At 31.9% G+C, this 24,297-nt stretch carries 21 protein-coding genes; 8 read left to right on the forward strand and 13 right to left on the reverse strand.

Features of this window, described 5'->3' with window-relative positions; genetic code table 11:
* Window positions 1-35 precede the first annotated feature (35 nt).
* Genes C661_RS0101860 through C661_RS0101895 form a run of 8 tightly spaced genes read left to right on the forward strand, consistent with a single transcriptional unit; the run spans window position 36 to window position 6,713 of the window.
* The gene (locus tag C661_RS0101860; protein WP_017413593.1) at window positions 36-959 is read left to right on the forward strand and encodes a Rossmann-fold NAD(P)-binding domain-containing protein; all 924 of its coding nucleotides are present in this window, start codon (window positions 36-38) and stop codon (window positions 957-959) included.
* Window positions 960-1,736: a sugar phosphate isomerase/epimerase family protein gene (locus C661_RS0101865; RefSeq protein WP_017413594.1), complete on the forward strand. Its 777-nt coding sequence runs from the start codon at window positions 960-962 to the stop codon at window positions 1,734-1,736.
* Window positions 1,733-2,527, forward strand: a complete 795-nt coding sequence (locus tag C661_RS0101870; protein WP_017413595.1) for a glycosyltransferase family 2 protein — start codon at window positions 1,733-1,735, stop codon at window positions 2,525-2,527. The genes C661_RS0101865 and C661_RS0101870 overlap by 4 nt, the downstream gene beginning before the upstream one ends.
* Window positions 2,524-3,981, forward strand: a complete 1,458-nt coding sequence (locus tag C661_RS0101875) for a hypothetical protein (RefSeq protein ID WP_017413596.1) — start codon at window positions 2,524-2,526, stop codon at window positions 3,979-3,981. The genes C661_RS0101870 and C661_RS0101875 overlap by 4 nt, the downstream gene beginning before the upstream one ends.
* Window positions 3,981-5,108: an FAD-dependent oxidoreductase gene (locus C661_RS0101880; protein ID WP_017413597.1), complete on the forward strand. Its 1,128-nt coding sequence runs from the start codon at window positions 3,981-3,983 to the stop codon at window positions 5,106-5,108. Before C661_RS0101875 ends, C661_RS0101880 begins: the two co-directional genes overlap by 1 nt.
* Window positions 5,098-6,039, forward strand: coding sequence for a glycosyltransferase (locus tag C661_RS0101885; RefSeq protein ID WP_017413598.1), 942 nt, complete (start codon window positions 5,098-5,100; stop codon window positions 6,037-6,039). Before C661_RS0101880 ends, C661_RS0101885 begins: the two co-directional genes overlap by 11 nt.
* 1 nt (window position 6,040) lies before the next feature.
* A complete protein-coding gene (locus C661_RS0101890) occupies window positions 6,041-6,385 on the forward strand; it encodes an EamA family transporter (protein ID WP_242825960.1) in 345 nt (114 codons plus the stop codon).
* The gene (locus C661_RS0101895) at window positions 6,378-6,713 is read left to right on the forward strand and encodes an EamA family transporter (RefSeq protein WP_017413600.1); all 336 of its coding nucleotides are present in this window, start codon (window positions 6,378-6,380) and stop codon (window positions 6,711-6,713) included. Before C661_RS0101890 ends, C661_RS0101895 begins: the two co-directional genes overlap by 8 nt.
* Before the next feature lie 137 nt (window positions 6,714-6,850).
* On the opposite strand, the gene C661_RS0101900 is transcribed toward C661_RS0101895, so the two are convergent.
* The 13 genes from C661_RS0101900 to C661_RS0101960 all read right to left on the reverse strand — a co-directional run bounded on the left by C661_RS0101900 (window position 6,851) and on the right by C661_RS0101960 (window position 24,082).
* Window positions 6,851-7,339, reverse strand: a complete 489-nt coding sequence (locus C661_RS0101900; RefSeq protein WP_017413601.1) for an NUDIX hydrolase — start codon at window positions 7,337-7,339, stop codon at window positions 6,851-6,853.
* Window positions 7,340-7,350: 11 nt separating this feature from the next.
* Window positions 7,351-8,595, reverse strand: a complete 1,245-nt coding sequence (locus C661_RS0101905; protein WP_017413602.1) for a hypothetical protein — start codon at window positions 8,593-8,595, stop codon at window positions 7,351-7,353.
* Between the two features lie 110 nt (window positions 8,596-8,705).
* Entirely contained in the window at window positions 8,706-11,045 is a 2,340-nt protein-coding gene (locus C661_RS0101910; RefSeq protein WP_017413603.1) for a GLUG motif-containing protein, read from the reverse strand.
* A 318-nt stretch (window positions 11,046-11,363) separates the two neighbouring features.
* A complete protein-coding gene (gene wecB, locus C661_RS0101915) occupies window positions 11,364-12,488 on the reverse strand; it encodes a non-hydrolyzing UDP-N-acetylglucosamine 2-epimerase (protein WP_017413604.1) in 1,125 nt (374 codons plus the stop codon).
* A 176-nt stretch (window positions 12,489-12,664) separates the two neighbouring features.
* The gene (locus tag C661_RS0101920) at window positions 12,665-13,720 is read right to left on the reverse strand and encodes a nucleoside-diphosphate sugar epimerase/dehydratase (protein ID WP_017413605.1); all 1,056 of its coding nucleotides are present in this window, start codon (window positions 13,718-13,720) and stop codon (window positions 12,665-12,667) included.
* Window positions 13,721-13,724: 4 nt separating this feature from the next.
* On the reverse strand, window positions 13,725-14,987 hold the full coding sequence (locus C661_RS0101925; RefSeq protein ID WP_017413606.1) for a hypothetical protein: 1,263 nt from the start codon (window positions 14,985-14,987) through the stop codon (window positions 13,725-13,727).
* Entirely contained in the window at window positions 14,980-16,236 is a 1,257-nt protein-coding gene (locus C661_RS0101930; RefSeq protein WP_017413607.1) for a lipopolysaccharide biosynthesis protein, read from the reverse strand. The genes C661_RS0101925 and C661_RS0101930 overlap by 8 nt, the downstream gene beginning before the upstream one ends.
* A 29-nt stretch (window positions 16,237-16,265) precedes the next feature.
* The gene (locus C661_RS0101935; RefSeq protein WP_017413608.1) at window positions 16,266-17,336 is read right to left on the reverse strand and encodes a glycosyltransferase family 4 protein; all 1,071 of its coding nucleotides are present in this window, start codon (window positions 17,334-17,336) and stop codon (window positions 16,266-16,268) included.
* 37 nt (window positions 17,337-17,373) lie between these two features.
* Entirely contained in the window at window positions 17,374-18,513 is a 1,140-nt protein-coding gene (locus C661_RS0101940) for a glycosyltransferase (protein ID WP_017413609.1), read from the reverse strand.
* Between the two features lie 2 nt (window positions 18,514-18,515).
* Window positions 18,516-19,490, reverse strand: coding sequence for an SDR family oxidoreductase (locus C661_RS0101945; protein WP_017413610.1), 975 nt, complete (start codon window positions 19,488-19,490; stop codon window positions 18,516-18,518).
* A 2-nt stretch (window positions 19,491-19,492) separates the two neighbouring features.
* Complete coding sequence (locus C661_RS0101950) at window positions 19,493-20,854, reverse strand: nucleotide sugar dehydrogenase (protein ID WP_017413611.1); 1,362 nt, start codon at window positions 20,852-20,854, stop codon at window positions 19,493-19,495.
* Entirely contained in the window at window positions 20,854-22,206 is a 1,353-nt protein-coding gene (locus tag C661_RS0101955) for a glycosyltransferase family 4 protein (protein WP_017413612.1), read from the reverse strand. The genes C661_RS0101950 and C661_RS0101955 overlap by 1 nt, the downstream gene beginning before the upstream one ends.
* A 10-nt stretch (window positions 22,207-22,216) precedes the next feature.
* Window positions 22,217-24,082 (reverse strand): polysaccharide biosynthesis protein, encoded by a 1,866-nt coding sequence (locus C661_RS0101960; protein ID WP_017413613.1) that lies wholly within the window; start codon window positions 24,080-24,082, stop codon window positions 22,217-22,219.
* Window positions 24,083-24,297: the final 215 nt, after the last annotated feature.

Genomic DNA, 24,297 nt, shown 5'->3' on the forward strand with positions numbered 1-24,297 from the left:
ATAATAAAGTGCAAATATTATGGACGAGGTGAGCTATGGAAATTTTAGTCGGATATACAGGTTTTGTCGGTTCAAATTTAAATTTGCAACGAAAATTCGATAAGACTTTTAATTCCAAAAATATTGAGAACGCTTTTGGTACTAATCCTGATTTATGCGTTTATGCAGGTGTTAGGGCGGAAAAATTTTTAGCCAACAAAGATCCTGAAAAAGATTTAGAAACAATTAAAAATACAATTGAAAACATAAAAAAAATTAATCCTAAGAAGTTGGTGTTAATTTCTACAATCGATGTATATAAAAATCCAGTAAAGGTTAATGAGAACTCAGTTATTGATACAGAAAACTTACATGCTTATGGATTAAATCGTTATTATTTAGAAAATTGGGTAGCTGAAAATATAGAAGATTATCACATTATAAGACTTCCTGGTTTATTTGGTAAAAACCTTAAAAAGAATTTTATTTATGATTTAATAAACCTTATACCTTCTATGCTAAATGAGGCAAAGTATAAGGAATTAGCTGAGAAGAGTGAATTAATTTCAAAGCACTATATAAGTCAAGAAAATGGATTCTATAAGTGTGCCTATAAAACTGAGGAAGAGAGACAGTTATTAAAAGAAGCTTTTGATAACATTGGATTTTCTGCCTTAAACTTTACGGATAGCAGAGGGGTTTTCCAATTCTATAATTTAGCTTATTTATGGAGCCACATAGAAATTGCAATAAAAAATAATATAAGGCTGTTAAATTTAGCAGTTGAACCGGTTTCAGTATCTGAAATTTATAAAAAAGTTAGGGGTACTGACTTCATCAATGAGGTGTCCTCCGTTATTCCTAAGTATGATTTCAACACAATTTACGCTAATAACTTTGGTGGAAAAAATGGGTATATATTTGACAAACAACAATCCATAAATGATATATATAACTTTGTTAAGGATGGTATGAATTAAATGAACTTATCAATTTCAAATATAGCATGGTCTGGTGAGTACGACACTGAAATGTATGAGTTTTTAAAGGAACAAGGCTTTACAGGACTTGAAATTGCTCCTACAAGACTTTTTCCTGAGACTCCATATAATAATTTACTCCAAGCAGAAAGCTTTGCGGCGATGCTGAAAAATAGGTATGGTCTTAGGGTTTCATCGCTACAATCAATATGGTTTGGTAAAAATGAATCTATTTTTGGCACCAACGAGGATAGAGAAACATTAATTGATTATACAAAAAAAGCCATTGAATTTGCAGAGGTAATGGATTGCAAAAATCTGGTTTTTGGCTGTCCTAAAAATAGAAATCTTCCAAACCCTGAAAGTTTGCCCATTGCAATAGGTTTTTTTAGAGAAATAGGTAACTATGCAAAGGATCATAATACAACAATTGCAATTGAGCCAAACCCTACAATTTACAACACAAACTTTATTAATACAACCCAAGAGGCCTTTGAAATTTGCAAACAGATAAATTGTGATAGCATAAAGGTAAACATTGATATGGGTACTATTATACAAAATGGTGAAGACCTTGAAGTAGTTAGGGAAAATCTAGCTTTAGTAAATCATATACACGTATCAGAGCCATATCTTGAAGTTATTAAGCAAAGAGAGTTACATAAAGAATTAAAAACCCTAGATTTTCATAAGTTCATTTCAATAGAAATGAAGAATTTAAACAATATAGAGTTAGTTAAAGAAACAGTTAAGTATATTAAGGGGGTGATTTCTTGATATTTGAGAATGTACAGGGAGTTCCAAAATTTCAGTGCCAGGAGTATTCACCAAAACATACAAAATATTGTATTCTTATTCCAATCATAAATGAGGGTGAGCGTATAAAGAAAGAACTTTTAACTGCTAAATATCATGGAATACATAAACTTTGTGATATTATCCTCTGTGATGGGGGTTCCTCCGATGGCTGCACCGAACCAGAATTGCTGAAAACCCTTGGTGTAAATACCTTACTAACAAAAAAAGATACAGGCAAGCAAGGCGCTCAGCTTAGAATGGGGTTTTGGTGGGCCTTACAACGTGGCTATGAAGGCTTTATAACCATTGATGGAAACAACAAGGATAGTATAGAGGATATTCCTAATTTCGTGGAAAAGCTAGATAAAGGCTACGACTTTGTACAAGGCTCTCGTTTTATTGCTGGTGGAGAAGCTATCAATACACCACTTTCAAGGTACGTTGCAGTTAGACTCATACATGCACCAATTATTTCACTCACTGCAAAGCAATGGTTCACAGATACTACTAATGCCTATAGGGCTTACTCTAAAAAATATATAACACATCCAGAGGTTAAACCTTTTAGAGATATTTTTATGACCTATGAGCTTCTTGCATATTTTTCAGTGAGAGCAAACCAGTTAGGGCTTAAAACTTGTGAAGTACCAGTAAAAAGACAATATCCAAGAAAAGGAAAGACTCCTACAAAGATAAGTCCAGTTAAAGGTAATTATGAGTTAATTAAGATTTTATTTAAGACTTGGAAAGGTGACTATAAACCATTATGAAGATAGAAAGTAGTAAAATAACTAAAAACAATAATAAAATTAATTTTCTTCTCATAACTATCTTAACAGTTTTTCTTTTTATATCCTTTTACAAAGGTGTTTATACAAATGCCCTAGCAAATTCCTTTGATAATAACTTTACTAATAGTTTTGAGTCCTTTCAAAAGGATTCAGATAGTATAGTAATTTCCTCTCTCATTTATAACAAGCAATTTAGAAATAATAATGGAGTTATGACCGTCTTACAAGATGAAGGGATATCTACTAGCAGTATTTTTGAAGGTTATAGAAATGATGTGAAGTTTTCTGAAAACAATTTCAAAGAATATACCTCTCAGACTGGGTTGCACACCATGGTCTATACCTTCTTTGATAATGTGCTTCCATTCTCTAATTCCTTAAAATTAGACTTCTATTATGGTATAAATGCCCTTTTATCATCAATTATATTAGCTATATTTGTTGCATGGATCTCAAAAAAGACAAGTTGGCTTGTTGGTTTTGGCTTAATACTTTATATTTCAGTTTACGACGTTTGGATTATTCAATTTGCTAAGAGTATTTATTGGGTGATGTGGACATGGTTTCTGCCCATGATAATTTCAATTTTTCTCCTGGAGAGATACTCAAAGACCAAGGTATATTCCTACACTACTTCCTTTGTTCTAATTTGTGTAGCTATAATTTTAAAGTGTCTTTGCGGCTTTGAATATATAACAACTATAATGATTTCCTTAACAGTACCATACTTTTTTTATTGGGTAACAATGAAATGGAAGTTAATAGACGCTATAAAGAAGTTGCTTGTTGTTTCCTTTGGGGCTTTAAGTGGCTTTATAATATCCTTAGGAATTTATATTATCCAGTATTCTGTACATTATAATTCAATTTCAAAAGCTATTAAGCAATTATCTATAACTGCTTTTAAGAGAATACCAGGGAATACTGATGTTTTAAACGATATCCTAGCTTCTGGCGTCAGTGCAGATACAATAGATATTTACAAAAAAAGCCTAGAGGTTTCTCCAATGAGTGTTGTTTGGACCTATATGACTAAAACCTTTGAACCTATATTTGGACCAATACTTGGTCCTGTACCTTACGGACATTTTATTTGGTTTATTTTAATAGTTTCAGTGCTTAGCATAGGTCTTCTATGTAGCCGAATTTTATCAAAAAAAGTTAAGCTCAATATTATAGGGTTGGTTATTGCTACCTTTGTAGCATTTATTGCGCCAATTTCCTGGTATGCCTTAGCAAAAGGGCATTCCTATATTCATACCCATATAAATTTTATTCTATGGGACTTACCATTTTTACTTTTTGGAATATCAATGTCCATCTATGTTCTTAGTATTTTTCTAGTATATATAACAAGGTGGGATAAATTATCCACTATACTATTTAAATATAACATAACTAATGATAGTAAAAGGAAAGGTGGTTCTTTATAATGGCCTACGACAAAATAATAATAGGTGCTGGCTTGTACGGCTTATATTCTGCACTCTTTTGTGGAAAGCAAGGGGATGAGGTTCTTGTACTTGAATGTGAAGATGCCCCCTTTAAGCGAGCTACCTACATAAATCAAGCAAGGGTTCATATGGGATACCATTACCCAAGATCAATTTCTACTGCAATAAAATCAAGAGGTTATTTTCACCGATTTAATAAGGATTATGGCTTTTGCGTCCATAGCAAATTTGATAAAGTCTATGCAACCAGCAAAAATTTTAGTTGGACAAATGCTGAGCAGTTTAGAAAGTTTTGTAAGGATTCAAATATCCATTGTGATGATATTGCACCCTCAAAATATTTTAAAGATGGCATGTGTGATGGTGCCTTCTTAACTACAGAATACACTTATGATGCAGAAATCTTGAAAGAATGGCTACTTAAAGAGCTAGAGAATTATCCTAATATAAAAGTTAGATATTCATCTAATATAGAATCTATAGTAAAAAAGGATAATCTATTTGAAATAATGCTAAAAACAGGTGAGAAACTAGAGAGCGGCTTTGTTTTAAACTCAACCTATGCAAGCGTGAATCAAATTCATCAATTATTAGGATATGAACCCTTCAAGATCAAATATGAGATTTGTGAGATAATACTATGTAAAGTTAATGAGGAGTTAAAGAATACTGGTATAACGGTTATGGATGGTCCATTTTTTTCCATTATGCCCTTTGGTAAAACTGGTTATCACTCTTTAACCTCCGTTACCTTTACACCTCATATTACCAGTTATGATAGCGTTCCAACTTTTGATTGCCAAAAAAGAAGTGGTGGCTTTTGCTCACCAGAAAATCTTGGCAACTGTAATGATTGTCCTGCAAAGCCTGAAAGTGCTTGGCCCTACATGTCTAACATTACAAAAAAATATATGAAGGATAAATTTGAATTTGAATATGTTGGCTCCTTATTTTCTATGAAGCCCATTTTAAAAGCTTCAGAAATCGATGACTCAAGACCAACAGTAATAAAACAGTATAGTAGTAATCCAACCTTTATAAGTGTGTTATCAGGAAAGATTAATACAGTATACGATTTGGACGAGGTGTTAAGGAATGGTAAGTAATAAAGAGAAAAATTTTATTTCAGCGGTTATTTATGTTAATAATAATGAAGACCATATTGGATATTTTCTTGAAAATTTAAACTCTGTTTTAGAAGAAAACTTTGAAAAATATGAAATTATCTGTGTGAATGATAGCTCCACAGACAAAAGCATAGAAAAAATAAGAGAATTTGGAGATAAAGTTAAAGGCCCTGTTTTAAGTGTTATAAACATGAGCTTCTATCAAGGAATGGAACTTTCCATGAATGCAGGGGTGGATCTTGCTATTGGAGACTTTGTCTATGAATTTGATTCATTATTCATTGATTATGACCTAAATACAATAATAGATTTATATAGAGTTTCCTTAAAGGGTTTCGATATTGTAAGTGCCACCTCAAGCAAGGCTAAGGGAACCTTTTCAGAGCTATTCTATAAAGTATTTAACTCAACCTCAAATAGTACCTACAACATACAAACTGAAAGTTTTAGGATATTATCAAGACGGGCAATAAATAGAGTACACTCTATGAGCAAAACTATACCTTATAGAAAAGTTATGTATGCGAACTGTGGCCTAAAGTTTGAAAGACTCGTATACTCACAGATAAGACAAAATAAACCTAAGCATACAAAAGAAATAAGGGATAAAAGAAAAGAACTAGCTACCGATAGCTTAATCCTGTTCACAGATATTGCATACAAATTCTCAATAACTATGACCCTTGTGATGATGTTTATTGCAATATTAGTTGGTTTTTATACTGTCTTCATCTTCCTCAAAGGAGATCCTGTAGCCGGTTGGACAACTACCATGCTATTCCTGGATTTTGGCTTCATTGGAATATTTGCTGTTTTAGCAATAATAATAAAGTACCTATCTATTCTGATAAACCTGACCTTTAAAATGCAAAAATATACTATTGAATCTATAGAAAAAATAACAAAATAGCATGAAGATGGTAGAATCCTTTAAAAAGAATAGAACAGGAATATTGTTAATGCTTATCTCCTCCCTCTGCGTATGCTTTGGGCAGTTACTTTGGAAACTATCTTCCTCTGGAGGCATGGTAGAATTACTATTGGGTTTTGCTCTTTATGCACTTGGAGCCTTAATAATGATTTTTGCATATAGGTTTGGTAGCTTATCGGTGTTACAACCAATGCTGAGTTTGAATTATGTATTCAGTATAATTCTTGCAAATGCTGTTTTAAAAGAACAAATTACACCTTTAAAGGCAATAGGGGTAATTATTATTATACTAGGAGTCATATTGATTGGTGGTGGTGATGATTAATACTTTGAATCTTATGCTGCTTCTAACAATGACTATTCTAGGTGCCTTTGCTGGACTGTTTCTTAAGAAGGCCTCTAGTAGCCCTTTTAAAAGCCTAATTTTAAATATAAACTTATATTTAGGTGGAGGATTATATTTTCTTTCAGCACTTATTAATATATATATCTTAAAATATCTTGATTATAGTGTTGTTTTACCACTAACTTCAATGACTTATATTTGGACTATGCTTATATCCTTCTTTATTCTTCATGAGAAGATAAGTGTAAAGAAAATTATAGGCATAGCACTAATCCTAGTAGGTGCCCTCTGTGTTGCAATAGGATAACTTGAATAAATAAAAAACTGTGATAAGTTTCTATAATTTTAAAAACTTTACTGATAAAGAAAATCCAGTAGTAAGTAGCCGGAACTGCTCTTCTACTGGATTTTCTTCTCGCCAAGGAAGGACTGAGCCCTTCCAGCTTACATAAACCTCTTACTTCTTAATATGGCTGCAAGAGTGAAGGAATCATTAATTTGCCCTTCTAAAGCCATTTTATATACTATGTCAAAGTCATATAAAACTATATTCTTAATACCCTCTTCCTCCTGAACCATACTATTTTCAATGATAGTATCTAATCCTAGAAATAAGTTTACCTTGCTGTTCATTAAGCCAGAGTCCACATGCATATATCCCAAGGGAATTATATTTTCACTTACACAGGAAATCTCCTCCTGCATTTCACGCTTAGCATTGTTAATTGGCTCTTCTCCATCCTCTGAAAAGCCTCTTGGTATTTCTAAGGAGTACTGATTAATGGCTCTTCTATAAATATTTAAAAGGATTACCTTCTTATCCTTAGTCACAGGTAATATGGCTGCTCCACCTTTTAAATTTTCAATAGAAACTATATTATTGTACAAAAATATCTTAAAATAGTTATTTTCAAATATTATCTTCTTTTCCATTGCGCCACCTCCTATTGTTCAATAGAGTTAAGTGAAAACTGCTTTATTGCATCATAAATATTATCTCGTGTTTCTATTTCCTTAATCTTACCTTTTCCCTCTAATTCCAACATTTTAATAGTTCTTTCAGTGGAACTTAAGATTGGCTTTGCTAGTATTTTGAATGTTTTCCCAAGAAGTTTTGCCCCAATAAACGAGGCAATACCATCCAAAGCTAAATCAATAGCAAACCCCGCTCCATCTCCTGCCATACTATCCTGTCCCAAGGACATAATGGATAGCTTTTTCTTAGTTTTTTCAATTAACTTCTTATTCTCTAAGCTAATAATTTTTGGAAGTTCTGCATCAAAGGTAAAGAGATAATCAACAAAGCCTTCCTGCAGCTTACACATATTGTTCTCATCTGATGGTTTTTCCAAGCCTTTCACAAACTTCTTATATTCATTTAGTCCCCTTATATGCACTATTTGCTCAAGATTCAGGTTTGCTAGCACACCAGTATTAAAAAACCAGGTGTTTAAGTATTCCTTTTTACATATCTTTGTTAAATCTCCTCTTGATACATTACTATTAAAATATACCTTCTCCGGTGTTACTCCATTTTTAACAAGGTTTTCTGGATAAGCGGCAGAAGTTCCTAAAAAACTTGGTAGGTTAAAGTTATATATAACATCAACATAACTATTTATAGTTTCAAAAGATGTGGTTTCTTTGAAGTCTGTTATTTTAGTAGTATCTCTTATTATTTGCCTTGTTAAAGCTCCTTCTTTATTAACATTGAAAAGCTTGTCTGCCCAACGTTTTTTATCTTCTTCAAGAATATTTAAACCTTCTAAATTGCAAAGGACTTGATTTTCAAAATACTCTCCAACATCCGTTAAGTTCCAAGTTATGGCACTGTCCAAATTAAGAGCTTCCAGATAACCTAACAATTCCTTACTCCTAGCTTTATCTATGCTTAGAGTACCATTTGCCTCAAATCTTTTATATATATCACCTAAACTTGATATTCCACTTCTAACAGAAGGTACTATTATACCCTTCTCCACATATTCTAGGCCCCGATCTTCTTTCATAAACTTTACCAAAAACTCATTATTGATAAAAAAGGTATCGGGAATTATTACATTATCATAAAGAAGGCTATAAAAATTAATTAAGGCCTTGAAGTTATAATAATCCATGTTCTTTACCAATATATTGTCGGCATATATAAAATAAACATCTGCTAAATTTATTTTCTTTTTTAGTTTCACAAAAGCTCCTCCAATTAAATCAATGAATTCTAGTCTTGCTTTCTTTCATAATGACTTTAAAAATAATATTCTTCCAAGATGTTGAATTTCCTTTATTTTTTTCTCTGATACTATTTTACAATAATTTTCTTTGAGCAATATACTAAATCAAACAAATCAATTATGTTATCCTTATTAAAGTCAAAATTTGAGTTCCAATTAGCTTCTACACTCTTTGTATTATAACCCTTAGCTATGGTAGCCAAATCTAAAATAGTTACTTCTCCGTCCTTATCAATATCACACTGGCTCGTGAAATTTGCTTTCAGCTGAATATCATCAGTAACTTTAAATTTATATGTGTGATCATTACACAATACTTTTCCAAGGTTGTCACTCCAGTTTAGAAAAACAAACCCCTCATTAGGTACTGCTGTTAATTCTACACTATCTTCATAGTTGTAATCTTCTAATAATCCAAGAACTATTCCATTAATTGATGAAACATTTACTTTTAATCCTGTTTCCTTTGTCCACTTTGCATACAGCTTTACATCTGAAGTAACCTTATCTACTTCAAATCTCCACTTATTTATACACTCTGCTTCCTTATACCAACCTCCAAAGATATAATTTGGTCGTACTGGTTTTGTTGGTTCAATAATTATACTATTTGGTGCTACATTAACTGAATTGATGGTTGAGCCTCCTTGACTGTCGTACTCCACAATATAGGCAGCTATTGGCACTGAACGAAGGCATGGGTATTTATATGAACCTTTAGAAGGTATTTCCCAAATATCTACAAAGTTAAAGCTTCTATAAGAACTCTCCAATTTCATTTCATCAGCAGATAATTTAGTAGCTTCAATTACTGTGCCATTATCTACTCCTTGTTCATTGGTATTTAAATAGTAAGCACTTGTAATAGTTCCACCTTCCACATATCCTGCCACTCCCCCATTATAGGAATTATCTAAAGCTGTAGAGGATATATCTCCTACATTGTATACATTAGCCACCGCTCCACTACTATTTACACCAACTAATCCACCCGTGAAGGCAGATTTAGCACTTGAATATACATTTGCAGCATTAAAGCTATTTTCTATAGTTCCATAGTTATTCCCAGCAAATCCCCCAGTATACGCGTTATTATCAGAGCTTGAAGCTACTCTTCCTATATTGTAACACTCAATAAATATTCCTCCATTGATCTGCCCTGCTACTCCTCCTGCATATGCGTTAGAGGTAGCTGCTGCAAATATGTTCCCTGTATTATAAGCCCCAGTTACAGGTTCGTTGTTGTTAATTTGTCCTACTATTCCTCCAACATATGCTTTCCAGGCATCCAAAACTGATATATCTCCTGAGTTATAGGAACCGCTTATGGTTCCATTTGAACCAATATATCCAGCGATTCCCCCTGCATATTTAGCATCACCACTCTCGCTTAATTCTATGGCTCCTGAATTGTTACAATTTATAATATCAACTTCACCGCTTGATCCTGTTATTCCACCTGCATAAATTGAATGACCATAATCTCTTGAGCTTACTTTGCCTTCATTATAACAATTTGTAATTGTTCCACGATAATTATCTCCTGTTATTCCACCTGAATATTTATTTGAAAGTGTTCCATCAGCCGACACAACCCCCTTGTTATAGGAGTCTAAAATTGTTCCAAGGAAACTAGATCCAGCTATTCCTCCTGAGTAACTATAATGTTCAGAAGATGTAGTAATGCTTCCTTCATTATGGCAATTTTTGATTATTCCGTTATAAATATTTCCTGCTATTCCCCCAGCGTAAGCCAAGCCAGAATAGTTGCCAGTTCGTGCAGAAATACTTCCAGTATTATAAGAATCTGTAACTATTCCATTATTGCAACCTACAATCCCCCCTGCAATTGTTTTTGAAGATTTTGACGATGCCCAAGCTGAAGAGATTTTCATATCCCCAGTAAAATAGCAGTTTATAATACTTCCATTGTTTTCACCTGCTATTCCTCCTGCATAAATATTTAAGTAGTTAGATACTTCTATATTAGAATTTATTACACCTAAATTCTTCACTGTACCTTTATTGGATTCAAATAATCCAATATATTTTGTGGTCTCCCCTGTTACCCCTACTGAATTAATGGTTAACCCTGTAATTCGATTTCCATTTCCATCAAATATCCCGCTAAAGTTTGAAATAGGTGTCCAATTTGCTATACCTGATAGATCAATGTCATTTTTGATTTTGTAGTATTTCGTATTATAATTCACATCTCCAGCATTCATTAATGACGAAAACTGAAGAAGTTCCTCTACAGTACTGATTTCATATGGACTTGTTTCACTACCTTCTCCTGCAAAGTAGGAGCTCGTTGCATAAACCATTTCTGCATTACTAGTTAAAATATTAAACATTAAAATAAAACATGTGATGTAACTTGCTATTGACTTAATCCTTTTCCCCATACTAATCCTCCCAAAAATTAAATAAATTACTGATTTTAGCAAATATACAATTTCCTTAAAATCATACCCAAAGCAATATTCTTCGAATAGGTGGAATATCCTTTATTTTTGTTGATTTACACTTAAAACTGAGCCACTTTTCATTTATATGTCGTTTATCTACATTCCATTAGGTGCCTATGAGAAACAAAGAGCTTAGTTTTCTTTTAAAATATAAGATAAAAAAATAGCCCTGAATAGGACTACTTTTTCGTCTAAGTTTAATTAATTTAGGATCGAAATCTATAACATAAACCAGTATATAGATACTATTATCTTCTATTTACCCCAAACAACTCTGTTTACATAATCTGTGTAAGATAATATTATTCTAAGCACCTTTTCTGATACATTAGGCATGCTATAATCAGCCACATGTCTTAGTGTATTTTTTTGTTGTGTCTCAAGTATCTCTAACCCTTGTAATATTCTCTCTTTTTTAAGCCCTACCATCATAACAGAAGCTTCTTCCATTGCCTCTGGCCTTTCATGAGCCTGCCTTATGTTAAGTGCTCTAAAACCAAGAATGGATGACTCTTCACTTATGGTTCCACTATCACTTAGTACAGCTTTTGCCTTAATCTGTAGTTTTACATAATCATTAAACCCTAATGGCTTCATTACTTTTACCAGTGGATTAAACTCAATGCCTTTAGTTTCAATCATTTTTCTAGTTCTAGGGTGTGTGCTTACTATGACAGGCATATTATATTTTTCTGCTACAGCATTTAAACTTTCCACTAAATCTAAAAAATTTATTTCTGAATTTATATTTTCTTCTCTATGCGCTGATACAACAAAGTATTTTCCTTCTTTAAGTTCTAATCGCTCGATAACCTCTGACTTCTCAATATCTTCTTTTCTTGAGTTAATTACTTCAAACATTGGGCTTCCTGTTTTTATAATTCTATCAGCAGGTAGTCCTTCTCTTAGTAAGTATTCCCTTGCAATATCACTATAGGTTAAGTTGATATCTGACGTATGATCAACTATCTTTCTATTTGTCTCTTCTGGCACTCTTTGGTCAAAGCACCTATTACCTGCTTCCATATGGAAAATTGGAATGTGTCTTCTTTTAGCTGCTATAGCGCTTAAGCAACTATTGGTATCCCCTAGAACGAGAACAGCATCTGGCTTTACCTCTTCCATTATAGGATCAATTTTAATAAGAATATTTCCTACAGTTTCTACTGCCGTTCCTGTAGCTGCATCAAGAAAATAATCTGGTTTTTTAAGATTAAAGTCATTGAAAAACACTTCATTTAATTCATAATCATAATTTTGTCCTGTATGAACTAAAATGTGTTCTATTGCCTCTGACTCTTCTAATTTGTTTATAACAGCAGACAGTCTTATTATTTCTGGTCTTGTGCCAACAACCGTCATGACCTTTAACTTCTTCATAAATTCTACCTCCAAGTAAAAAGTATCTAGTTTCTCGGGATTAAACCTTTTAATAGCTCACATTATAATAACCATATCTTTATGTCCTAGATTTCAATTATGTGAATATTCCAGTTCATATAGCTACCGATTTAAGCTTAGCTTCACCTAAGTCACCACTTATATTTGCATTCCCCTTATTCAGCTTTATTATTAGTAATTGCAGCCTCTTCCTCAACTGCCGTATATCCTAATTCTTTTCTTACATACTCAAGAGACAATAGCTTTTCTTTGATTTGTTCTATAGTTAATAAGCTCGTATTATTAGAGTTATAATCCTCTACAACTGAAAGTTCTTGATCCCCATCTACAAAATATTTATCATAATTAAGCTCTCTTTTATCAGCAGGAACTCTGAAAAATTCTCCCATATCTTCAGCTACAACATACTCTTCTCTAGTAAGAAGTGTTTCATATAGCTTTTCACCGTGACGAGTTCCCATAATTTTTATTTCATTATCAGCATTAAATAACTCCTTAACCGCCTGCGCTAAATCACCAATAGTAGATGCAGGTGCCTTTTGCACCATGATGTCCCCTGCTTCAGCATTTTGGAATGCAAAAACCACAAGTTCAACAGCTTCTTCAAGACTCATTAAATATCTAGTCATATTTGGATCTGTAACAGTTAATGGTTGTCCATTTTTTATTTGCTCAATAAATAATGGAATAACAGACCCTCTTGAAGCCATAACATTTCCATATCTAGTGCCGCAAATAAGTGTTTTTTCTGGATCCACAGTCTTAGCTTTAGCAACAAATACCTTTTCCATCATTGCCTTAGAAATTCCCATTGCATTAATTGGATAAGCAGCCTTATCAGTAGATAAACAAATAACTTTTTTTACTCCACATTCTATAGCTGCAGTTAGTACATTGTCTGTACCTAAAACATTAGTCCTTACAGCTTCTAGTGGGAAAAACTCACAAGAAGGAACTTGCTTAAGCGCAGCAGCATGAAATATATAATCAACTCCATACATGGCATTTTTCACACTTGCTAAATCACGCACATCTCCTATATAAAACTTAAGTTTATCATTTTTATATATTTTTCTCATATCATCTTGTTTTTTCTCATCTCTTGAGAAGATACGTATTTCTTTTATGTCTGTATCTAAAAATCTCTTCATTACTGCATTTCCAAAGGAACCTGTACCGCCTGTTATTAGTAAAGTTTTATTTTTGAACATATAACTATCTCCTTATCTTTGATGATAATTTTGAGTATCGCGAATTAAAATAAAAAATATAAATAACTATTGTTCCAACACTATTTCCAAATGTGTGAAACAACTGATTATTTGCGGGAATCATAAAACAAAAAATAAACAATTGCCCTAATACTGCCAGTGCATATGGATTCTCAAATACTAGCGATTCTTTCCATAACTTCTTCATAAAATATCCGATTATAAACATTAAAACAGGAATTAACCAAAATGTAATATCAGATGCTAGCCATGGAAATACTGTAGACCATACTTGCAATGCACTCCACCCGTTTTCGACTTCATTTCTAACTAAATAACTATTAAAAAATGCGTTATTTATGCCAAAATAAGGCAATATCGTAGTTGATATCCCTCTAAATACCGTATGTCCCCATGTAAACTTAAATGGTAAGTCTAAACAATACGAAAGACCTACATAACCATGTGAAATATAAAAAAGCAACCCTAGTAATCCTGACATCAAGACTCCTGTATCACTATAGTTTAATTGGAAAACCTTCCTAGTACCTAAGAAATATAAAATTGCCAAAGTAAATATAATAACTATTATCATTAAAAATGCTATTGATTTAACTGATGCCCTTTTATTTCTATTTTTGATTTTGAATAACAAGAAAGGACAAATTGATAAAAAGAAGGAGCCCACATTAACCATTGCACCCATCAATAATGAATGAACTGTATACACAATTATAGATAATATTATTAGCGATTTATACCCCTTAGTTAGATTTTTCCAATACATAATTGAAAAACCACCTAAAAAATACTTGGTAAATGTAAAAATATTCAATATTATTCCAATAATTGATTCCCAGGCTGAAGTACTGTTTAAATCTCCATTTCTCCTTATAAACTTTACATATTCATAAGCTTGTCCAGGATTTAGAATAAGTTGCTTTATAATAGTGATATCAGAATAAAACGAAAACACATTATATAAAGATATAATAATAGTTGAAATAGCACAAAACACAATAATTCTTTTTATTGAATCATTGTAATTATAGGTTTTAAGACTGTCCTTTATTTTCCACCCTGGTAAGTTACCCATATATAAAGAAACATAACATAATGAAGTGAACAATATAGTAACGACTATATTTGGGTATTGTCCATGATACATTAATATATATGCTATTTGTGTAAAAACTAGGTAAATCATTATATAGCGAATTGGCATATTCTCAACTCTACTATCTATTGTATAATTTGAGTTACTCATTATACCTATCTCCAATCCCTTTTGTACTCTTAACAAACTGTATGTAACTTGTAAACATTACAAGAAAATAAGCTAAGCTTGATATAACTCTAGAAATAACTAACCCCCAAATTTGGAAAACTGGCATAAGAGCAACAGCTAGAAGAACTTGTGTTATCCCGCATATGTATGATCCCTTTTTTATATTAGATCCCTTCCCATGTGCATTAAGAAAATGATTAAAATAATCACCTATACCATGAAATAAATATCCCATTGATAATATTGAAACATACATTATAGTACCAGAATACCTTTGTCCATATACTATAGGGAAAAAAAATAGCATAACTAAATTCAAACCAATATATGCTATAATACTCAACAGAAATGTCATTATTATTTCTTTTTTAGCTAGCTTCTTTGAATTTGCATTTTTTTTAAAATGTATGATTCCCATAGTAGCTGGTATTTGTATTATAGGTGTAGATAAACTTAATGATAAAGCGTAAATAGCATACTCAGCTTTTAAAGAAATAGATCCAATAGCAACATTTAAGACATCTGCGGCAAAAACTGATAACAGGGATCCTTTGTATATTTCAAAACCATTATGCCTTTGCTCTCTGAAAATATTTGCAGCCTCTTTTTTGATTCCACTTAACAGATTTATTTTTAACCTATAAATCGTAATTAAATCTGTAACAAGAAATGCAATTGCATAAACAGTTAAAGACAATACGAAGCTAACATTTTTAACCTTAGCAATCCATAATATAATATATGAACTAAGTATTAAAATTTGTGGTAAAATTGTCTGTAATGAAATATCATAAATCTTATTTGACCCTTTTAACATATAAATAAAAGTTCTTTGTAACATTACAGTAAATATAAGAGGCAAGGCATATAAAAACAGCTTATCTATATCTTTCACAAATATACTAACAATAAAATATCCCCCAAAGATAATAATACCTGCCAAAAATGATATAACTAATACAATTGTAACTGTAGCACCATAAAGATTTTTTTCTCTATGTTCACTCGTAGATGTAAGTAATCTTGCTGTTGAATAGTACACTCCAAAATTTACAAATGAAACTATCATTGTAATTATATTAATTATATACCTATATGATCCATATTCAGTTTCATTCAGCATATTTGTCATTAATATATTTGTTATAAACGCCAATAACATTGTTCCAAAATTTGAAATAGTAAGCATACTATATTGTTTAGCATTATTGATATTAATTTTTAACATTGTTCACTTCCTCTAAGCTTATTGTCGAATCATATATTTTTATATAGTTCGGCTATAGATTGATATAAACGTTCCTGTGAAAAATTCTCTTGAATTATATTGAGAGATTGCTGTGAAAATTTCATTCTTAACTCATCATCACTCTTTATTTTCATGATACACTTTACAATTTCATCTGAATTTTTTGCCGGTATAAGATATCCATTAATTCCATCTCTTACAACTTCAGTATTTCCACCTACTTTTGTTGCTATAATTGGTAATCCTATTGCCATTGCTTCTAACAATGAATTTGATAAATTTTCATGTAGTGTAGCAAATAAGAACAAATCACACCCCGCTAGTATTGTAAGTACATCACTACGTTGCCCTAACACATGAATTTTATTGCATAGTAATAAGTGTTGGTACTTATTTCTCAATATATCGCAATATTCACCGTCTCCAACAAAAACAAATTTAATTCTTTGATCATTTAGTTTCTCAATTGCATCTATGATGAATGATATTCCTTTGTCGAAGACCATTCTACCAGAAACAACAACCAAAAAATCATTTTCATCCACCCCTAAATCTTTTCTAGTTTTTCTTCTTGATTGACTAATGTCAATGTCAATTTTAGGTGCAGCATTATGAATAACACCTATATATTTACTTTTATTTTTCTGCACCATTTTTTTATTAGAAGCCTCAGTACATACAGTATAAAATTTATAACATAATTTTAAAGTCAAAGGCTCAATAATTTTTGTAAATATAAACTTTTTAAGTTTACCTATTCCTATCGCATCTCCCGAAAATCCACGTATTGCTACTATAATTTTGTCACAACCAGCTAACCTAGCGGCAACAACAGCATGAAATCCTGAAGATTGGAGCCCAGATAAATGTACAATATCTGGTTGTATACGTTCAAATTGAGATTTCAAATCTTTAATTAAAGCAATGTTAATTTTTGAGTTGGCATGAAATGTTTGAGTAACAAAATGAAAGTCATACTCATTTTTTAACCAAGATTGAGCCATTCTTTTATTTGCAGTATTAGGACCACTTACTTGATTAGGCATAATAATATGCAAAGCAATAGTTTTATTTTTCATTTATCTATCATTCCTTAACAAATATAATGTAAATTTCTTACTTATTAAAAATCATTTCCATAAATTGCTGTGTATCTTCAATATAACTTTTATAGTCAAATATGTTATTGTCTACTCTAATTTCAGCATTAGCCTTAATTATTTTTTCTAAGTCTTCCTTAAAGTTATCTATAGTAACAATATATCCATTCATTCCATTTTGAACATAACGCTTTAAATCACTATTGTCTGTGAATATAACAGGTGTACCACAAGTAATGCTCTCAACAAACTTAGTAGGAAACCCAGCTTTTGTTAGCCTACTATCTTCACGAATAACAAGTGAAAAATCTGCTAGTTTTACAGATTCGATTGTCTTTCTATGATTTAATCTACCATGAAATATTATTGCATCAGAATGAAAATTAAAATGAGAATGAATTTTATAGATAGAGTAAAATTGTTCTTCAGTAATTCCTATAATATTTAAAACTACTGGATAATAATAACTTAGTTCATTTATACATTTAACTATTATATCCAACCGCTCTTTTTCACTGCTTGGCGCACCTGCATAAACAAATGTCATTTTATTTTCTTTGAACTCTTCTTTGAAAATCCATTTCTCATCACTTAAATCCACTAAAGGAGGTATACATATAATATTTTTTTTATTTTCGTAATAATTCAATAAGTAATTACTAATAACAATTAGACCATCTAACATTTTGTTAATAACTCTCATTCTTAGAGTTGAATCAAATCCTTTTATAAGTTTATATATTAAACTTTTATCTTTAGTCCCATACCACTCAGTAATATCACCCAAGCATTTGATTCCATTATCAGAGCAATAATTTCGTAGTTTAAGTAATGCTATTGCAGGAAAATTATATGCTATAACAATTTTTAAATCACTATATTTTTCAAGTATTGGCTTTATACTTGAAATTTCAAACAATGCTTTTACCATTTCAACTTTACTTTGTTTGAGCTCAATCTCCCAACATTCAAATCCATAGTATTTTACCATCTTCTTGTTATTACTAGTTGCCAATTTATCTACTATTTTACTTATAAAAACAACATTATATCCTAACTCTCTAAGTATTTTTGCATTATTAATCACTCTATGTGCTGCAGCATTTTTATCTGGTAATGCAAACCCACCAATATAAATTATTGTCCCCTTTGACATAATTACAAATTCTCCTTATACCACCTTATAGCTTCTTTGATTCCTCTTTCAAAACTCCACTCTGCTTCGTAACCAAGCAACTCTTTGGCCTTTGTTATATCTGCATTACTGTGCTTAATATCACCTTTACGATCAGGTCCATAAAATGGATCAACATCTTTATTTAAAGCCTTACAAAGTTCATAATAAATATCTATTAAGTATTCCCTGCCACCATATGCTATATTATATGCTTGCCCAGCAGCTTCATGAGGTGCCATACAAGCCTTCAAATTTGCTTCAATTACATTTTCAATATAAGTAAAGTCACGACTTTGTTTCCCATCACCATTTATCGTAGGACTTTCGTCATTTAATAATTGCTTAATGAATTTTGGGATAACTGCTGCATATGCTCCATCAGGATTTTGTCTTCTACCAAACACATTAAAATAACGAAGACCATAAGTATCTAGACCATACAATTTAGTATATAATTTACCATATTCCTCATCCACCCTTTTAGTAAGTGCATAGGGAGAGAGTAGATTTCCTTCCCTTCCTTCTTTCTTTGGAAGATTAGGTTCATCTCCATAAACTGATGAACTTGAAGCATATACAAACTTCTTTACGCCATTCTGACGAGCGGCTTCCATCATATTAAGGGTGCCCCTGATATTTATTTCTTCATATAGCAAAGGCATCTCTATGCTTCTTGGAACACTACCCCAGGCAGCTTGATGTAAAACATAGTCTACATTTTCACAAGCCTCCATACATGTATCAAGACTTCGAATATCACCTTCAATAAATTCAAAATTTGTATTACCCTTAAATAAATCAATATTTTCTTTTTTGCCCGTTGATAAATTATCTAAAACTCTAACTTTATATCCTAAATTAAGTATTGCTTGCACAAGATTAGAGCCGATAAAACCGGCTCCTCCTGTAACTAAGAATTTACTATCGCTAGAAAATTTTATGTTTTTATATCCCATTATTACAGCCTCCAATATGAGTATCCTTTTTCTTCTGCTTCTTTTCTATCAAAAATACCTTTTACATCTATAAGTACTTGCTTTTGATGTGATAAATTTGTTGCCGCTATTTCCTTTAATGCACCATCTTCTATTTTAATTTCATATAATCTTTTTACATTCTCAAGAGTATATTCATTAAATTCGTTATGACTAACTGCAAATATTACCGCATCTGCACTATTTAATTCGTTCTGGTCACATAACTGGATATTATATTCATTCATCACTTCATTTTCATTTGCAATAGGATCATATACATTTACACATACACCATAATCCTCTAATTCTCTAATTATATCTATAACTTTAGAGTTTCTTACATCGGGACAATTTTCCTTAAAAGTAATTCCCATTAATATGACTTTAGCACCGTTTATTTGTTTATTCACTTTAATTAAATTTTTAACAGTTGACTCAGCAACATATTTACCCATGTTATCATTTATTCTTCTACCTGAAAGAATAACTTGAGAATTATATCCTAATTGTTGAGCTCTATAAGTTAAATAATATGGATCAACTCCTATACAGTGTCCACCTACAAGTCCAGGTGTAAACTTGAGGAAGTTCCACTTAGTTCCTGCTGCTTCCAAAACTGCTTTTGTATCAATCCCCATTTTATTGAATATTATGGAAAGTTCATTCATAAATGCAATATTAATATCTCTTTGTGAGTTTTCAATTACTTTTGCAGCTTCCGCTACCTTTATACTTTCTGCTCTATGCACACCAACAGCTATTATAATTTCATATACTTTAGCCACATCTTCCAATGTCTCAGCATCCATTCCAGATACTATCTTAATAATTTTATCAACTGTATGAACCTTATCACCAGGGTTAATTCTTTCTGGTGAGTATCCAATTTTAAAATCAACTCCACATTTTAATCCAGATTCTTTTTCTAATATTGGTACACAAATTTCTTCTGTAACGCCTGGATAAACCGTTGATTCAAAAACAACAATTGAACCTTCAGTTAAGTTCCTTCCAACTACTCTTGATGCTCCTATCACAGGAGTTAAGTCAGGTGTTGTATCATCATTTATCGGTGTTGGAACTGCTACCACATGAAACTTTGCCCTTCTTAAATCACTCTCATCAGATGTAAAATATACCGTGGTTTGTTTTAATTTTTCATCTCCAACTTCATTAGTTATATCATGACCTCTTTTATATTCTTCAACCTTTTGTTTATTAATATCAAACCCAATAACATCCACCTTTTCTGCAAAGGCTACTGCTAGTGGCATTCCAACGTATCCTAATCCTACAACTGATATCTTTTCTTTTCTCTTTATAATTTTTTCATATAATCTCATTATAAACTCTCTCCCTTATAATTGCTAACCACCACATTGATTTTTTCAGTAGTTACCATATTCATAATTTCTAACTGCTTATCCAAGACTTTTCTTTCATCATATAATTCATGAGCTCTTTTAATGCTATTCATACTAAACTTCTGAAACAGATTATTGTCAGTTAATAGTACTTTTATTGACTCATATATTTCTGATGGATTGTTTACACCTACCAAAAACCCATTATAGTTATCTGTAACTTCTTCTCTACACCCTCTAATATCTGTGGCAATAATTGGTTTCCCCATAGCCATGGCTTCTATAATAGACCGTGGCATACCTTCTCTATAAGAGGGTAGTGAAAATATGTCTACTGAATTTAGTATTTCAGGTATGTCTTCTCTTAATCCTAAGCATCTTACCTTTTCCCTTATTAAACTGTCCTCTAACAACATTTTAATTTTATTTTTTGTCTCTAAATCTCTATCTCCCGCTATTGTGTCTCCTATAATCACTAAAAACACATCATTAAACTCAGTTATGATCAATTTAAAAGCTTCAAGTAAATCAATTATACCTTTTTCTTTTACCAATCTTCCTGTAAATCCTATAACCTTTGAATTCGCAGGAATGTCTAAAGCTTGTCTAATCTCATTCCTGTTTACTTTTACATTATTTTCACTAAATCGTTCTATATCTATACCATTACTAATACACACTAATCTATCTTTTGTTGTGAATTTTTTACTAAGTGCAGTTAAATAATCCTCGTAACTTTGAGTAAAAATATAATCAGTAAAGTACTTGCCTATTACTTTTTCAATTGTTACATAAAACTTATACTTAAGCTTACTCATATCATCATGAAAATAGAATCCATGTGCTGTATAAATAACACACTTTACCCCTGCAAGTTTTGCTGCTACTCTTGCCAGTACACTTACCACTGGAGTGTGCGTATGAACTATGTCATATTTATTTTCCTTCATAATTCTATATAATTGCAACATAGTTTTAATATTTGACTTAACATTAATTTTTCTTACCGCGTTTATATACCTAAAATTATATCCTTTTTTCTCTAATTCCTTTGTATATTCTCCTTCTGCACAAGAGATGTCAACATGATATCCTTCTTCCAATAGTCTATTTACTAGTGGTAATAATAGCTTCTTTACAGTAAAATCCACGCTTGCTATTTGTAATATCTTTTTCATGGCCCCTCCACTTTCATATTGATGTGAGTAATATTCTTCTTGTTTTCCTTCTACCACGCCTTTATTTTTAAAAATCTTAATTGTTATAAGAAGTAATACTTTAATACCTAATATACTTGATATAAAATCGAATTCTCTTTTTATAATCTTCAACCCAACCTAGCTAACCTACATTGGCCGCTGCCACTAACTCTTCAGTCTTTCTGACATAAGTTGGAACTATCTTCTCCACCTTATCTGCTACCTTCCATTGCGCTTCTGAATTAATTATTATCTTTAATTCTTCGAACTGACTCTTTAGCTCTTCCATATCACTAAAAGTAGGCTGTCCTACAAATATTTTATCGTGTCCTGTCTTTTCTAGGCCTTCCTCTGCCATTAGAAGCTCTTCATAAAGTTTTTCTCCTGGTCTTAACCCTGTAACTTCTATCTTTATGTCTTTATGGGGTTCAAGCCCTGAAAGCTTTATTAAATCCAGTGCTAAGTCATAAATCCTTACGGGTTTTCCCATATCCAGAACGAAGATTTCTCCACCCTTTGCATAGGCCCCTGCTTGCAGCACTAATTGAGCTGCTTCAGGAATCAACATAAAAAACCTAGTTATATTTTTATTTGTAACAGTTAATGGTCCACCTTCTGCAATTTGCTTTTTAAATAGTGGGATTACTGAGCCATTGCTTCCCAGAACATTTCCAAACCTTACTGCCACATATTCCGTATTACTTATTTTATTTTGGGCTTGTATAATCATTTCGCACATTCTTTTAGTAGCGCCCATAATATTTGTTGGATTTACCGCTTTATCTGTAGAAATCAGTACAAATTTATTTACATTATATTTATCGGCACATTCCGCTACATTTAAAGTGCCAAAAACATTGTTTTTTATGGCTTCAGTGGGGTTATATTCCATTAAAGGAACATGCTTATGCGCCGCTGCATGAAATACTACCTCTGGCTTATGTTCCTGAAAAATACTCTCAAGTCGCTTTCTATCTCTAACTGACGCAATAAAAACCTTCAACTTAAGGCTAGGATATTTTCTTTCCAGCTCCATTTGAAGATCATAGGCATTATTTTCATATATGTCTAGTATCATTAATTCTTCTGGTTTAAACTGAGCTATTTGTCTGCAAAGCTCTGAACCAATGGAACCTCCTCCACCGGTTACCAGCACTCTTTTTCCTTTTAAGTACTCCGATATTCCTTCATGATCTAGCTTTATTTGTTCACGACCTAAAAGGTCCTTTACATCTACATCTCTTATTTGTTTTAAAGTTAAACCTGTGCCAATAAGTTCTTTAACTCCCGGTAGAGTTTTTACCTCAAGTTTAGTATTGCTACATATTTTAATAATTTCTTTTTTCACTTCTTCACAGGCACTTGGTATTGCAAAAAGAATTAAGTCTACAGAATATTTCTTAGCCAAGACTTCTATATCCTGTCTACTCCCTAATACCTTAACCCCTGAAATAGAAGTATTTTTCTTTGAGGGGGCATCATCAATAAGTACCACTGGTTGATACTTGTGTTGAGGATTTTTTTTCATTTCTCCGATAACAGTACGAGCGCCCTCTCCAGCTCCTACAATCATTACTCTTTTAAAAGTGCCCTTATTATTTCCCTGTAAATAAATCACAGTTCTTCGCGCTACTCTAAAGCTAACCCTAAAACCTAGGGAAAAAATTAAAATAAATATTCCTGATAATGCCATAATCATCCTCGGCAACTGCGAATGTATCACCAAGGTTTGAAGCCCTAGAACAGTAGTCGTTGCTGCAATGCAACCTATAACACCCATTAAAAATTCTTCTGTACCTGCAAAACTCCAAAGGCTTTCATAGAGTCGAAATAGATAAAAACATCCTAAATAAGTTAGGATAATCCACGGAAGAGTGTCCTTTAAGTTAACAATGTGTGAAAACTCTTCTGTATTAAAATACCTAACAAAATAGGATAAAACATAGGAGCAAACTATTATTATTACATCTACTAAGGCTAATGTTACCATTTTTTTGCCCTTTACCATTCTCATTCCCCCAAAGCTAATTTAAATATATATTAAACTTGTTTATCCAAATATGATAAAAAAATTCCCTAAAAATTTAAACTGTGTTAAAATTATCCAAGAAATTCATCCAATGCTTAATTCATCATAAATTTAATTTTTACTCTTTTTCTTTAGTTTTCTTCACCAATCTCCTGTATACAATTATACAAAAATTTATGAGCTTCTTCAAGGAT

The organism is Clostridium tunisiense TJ (genome assembly GCF_000300195.1).
GTDB classification, from domain to species: Bacteria; Bacillota; Clostridia; order Clostridiales; family Clostridiaceae; genus Clostridium_J; species Clostridium_J tunisiense.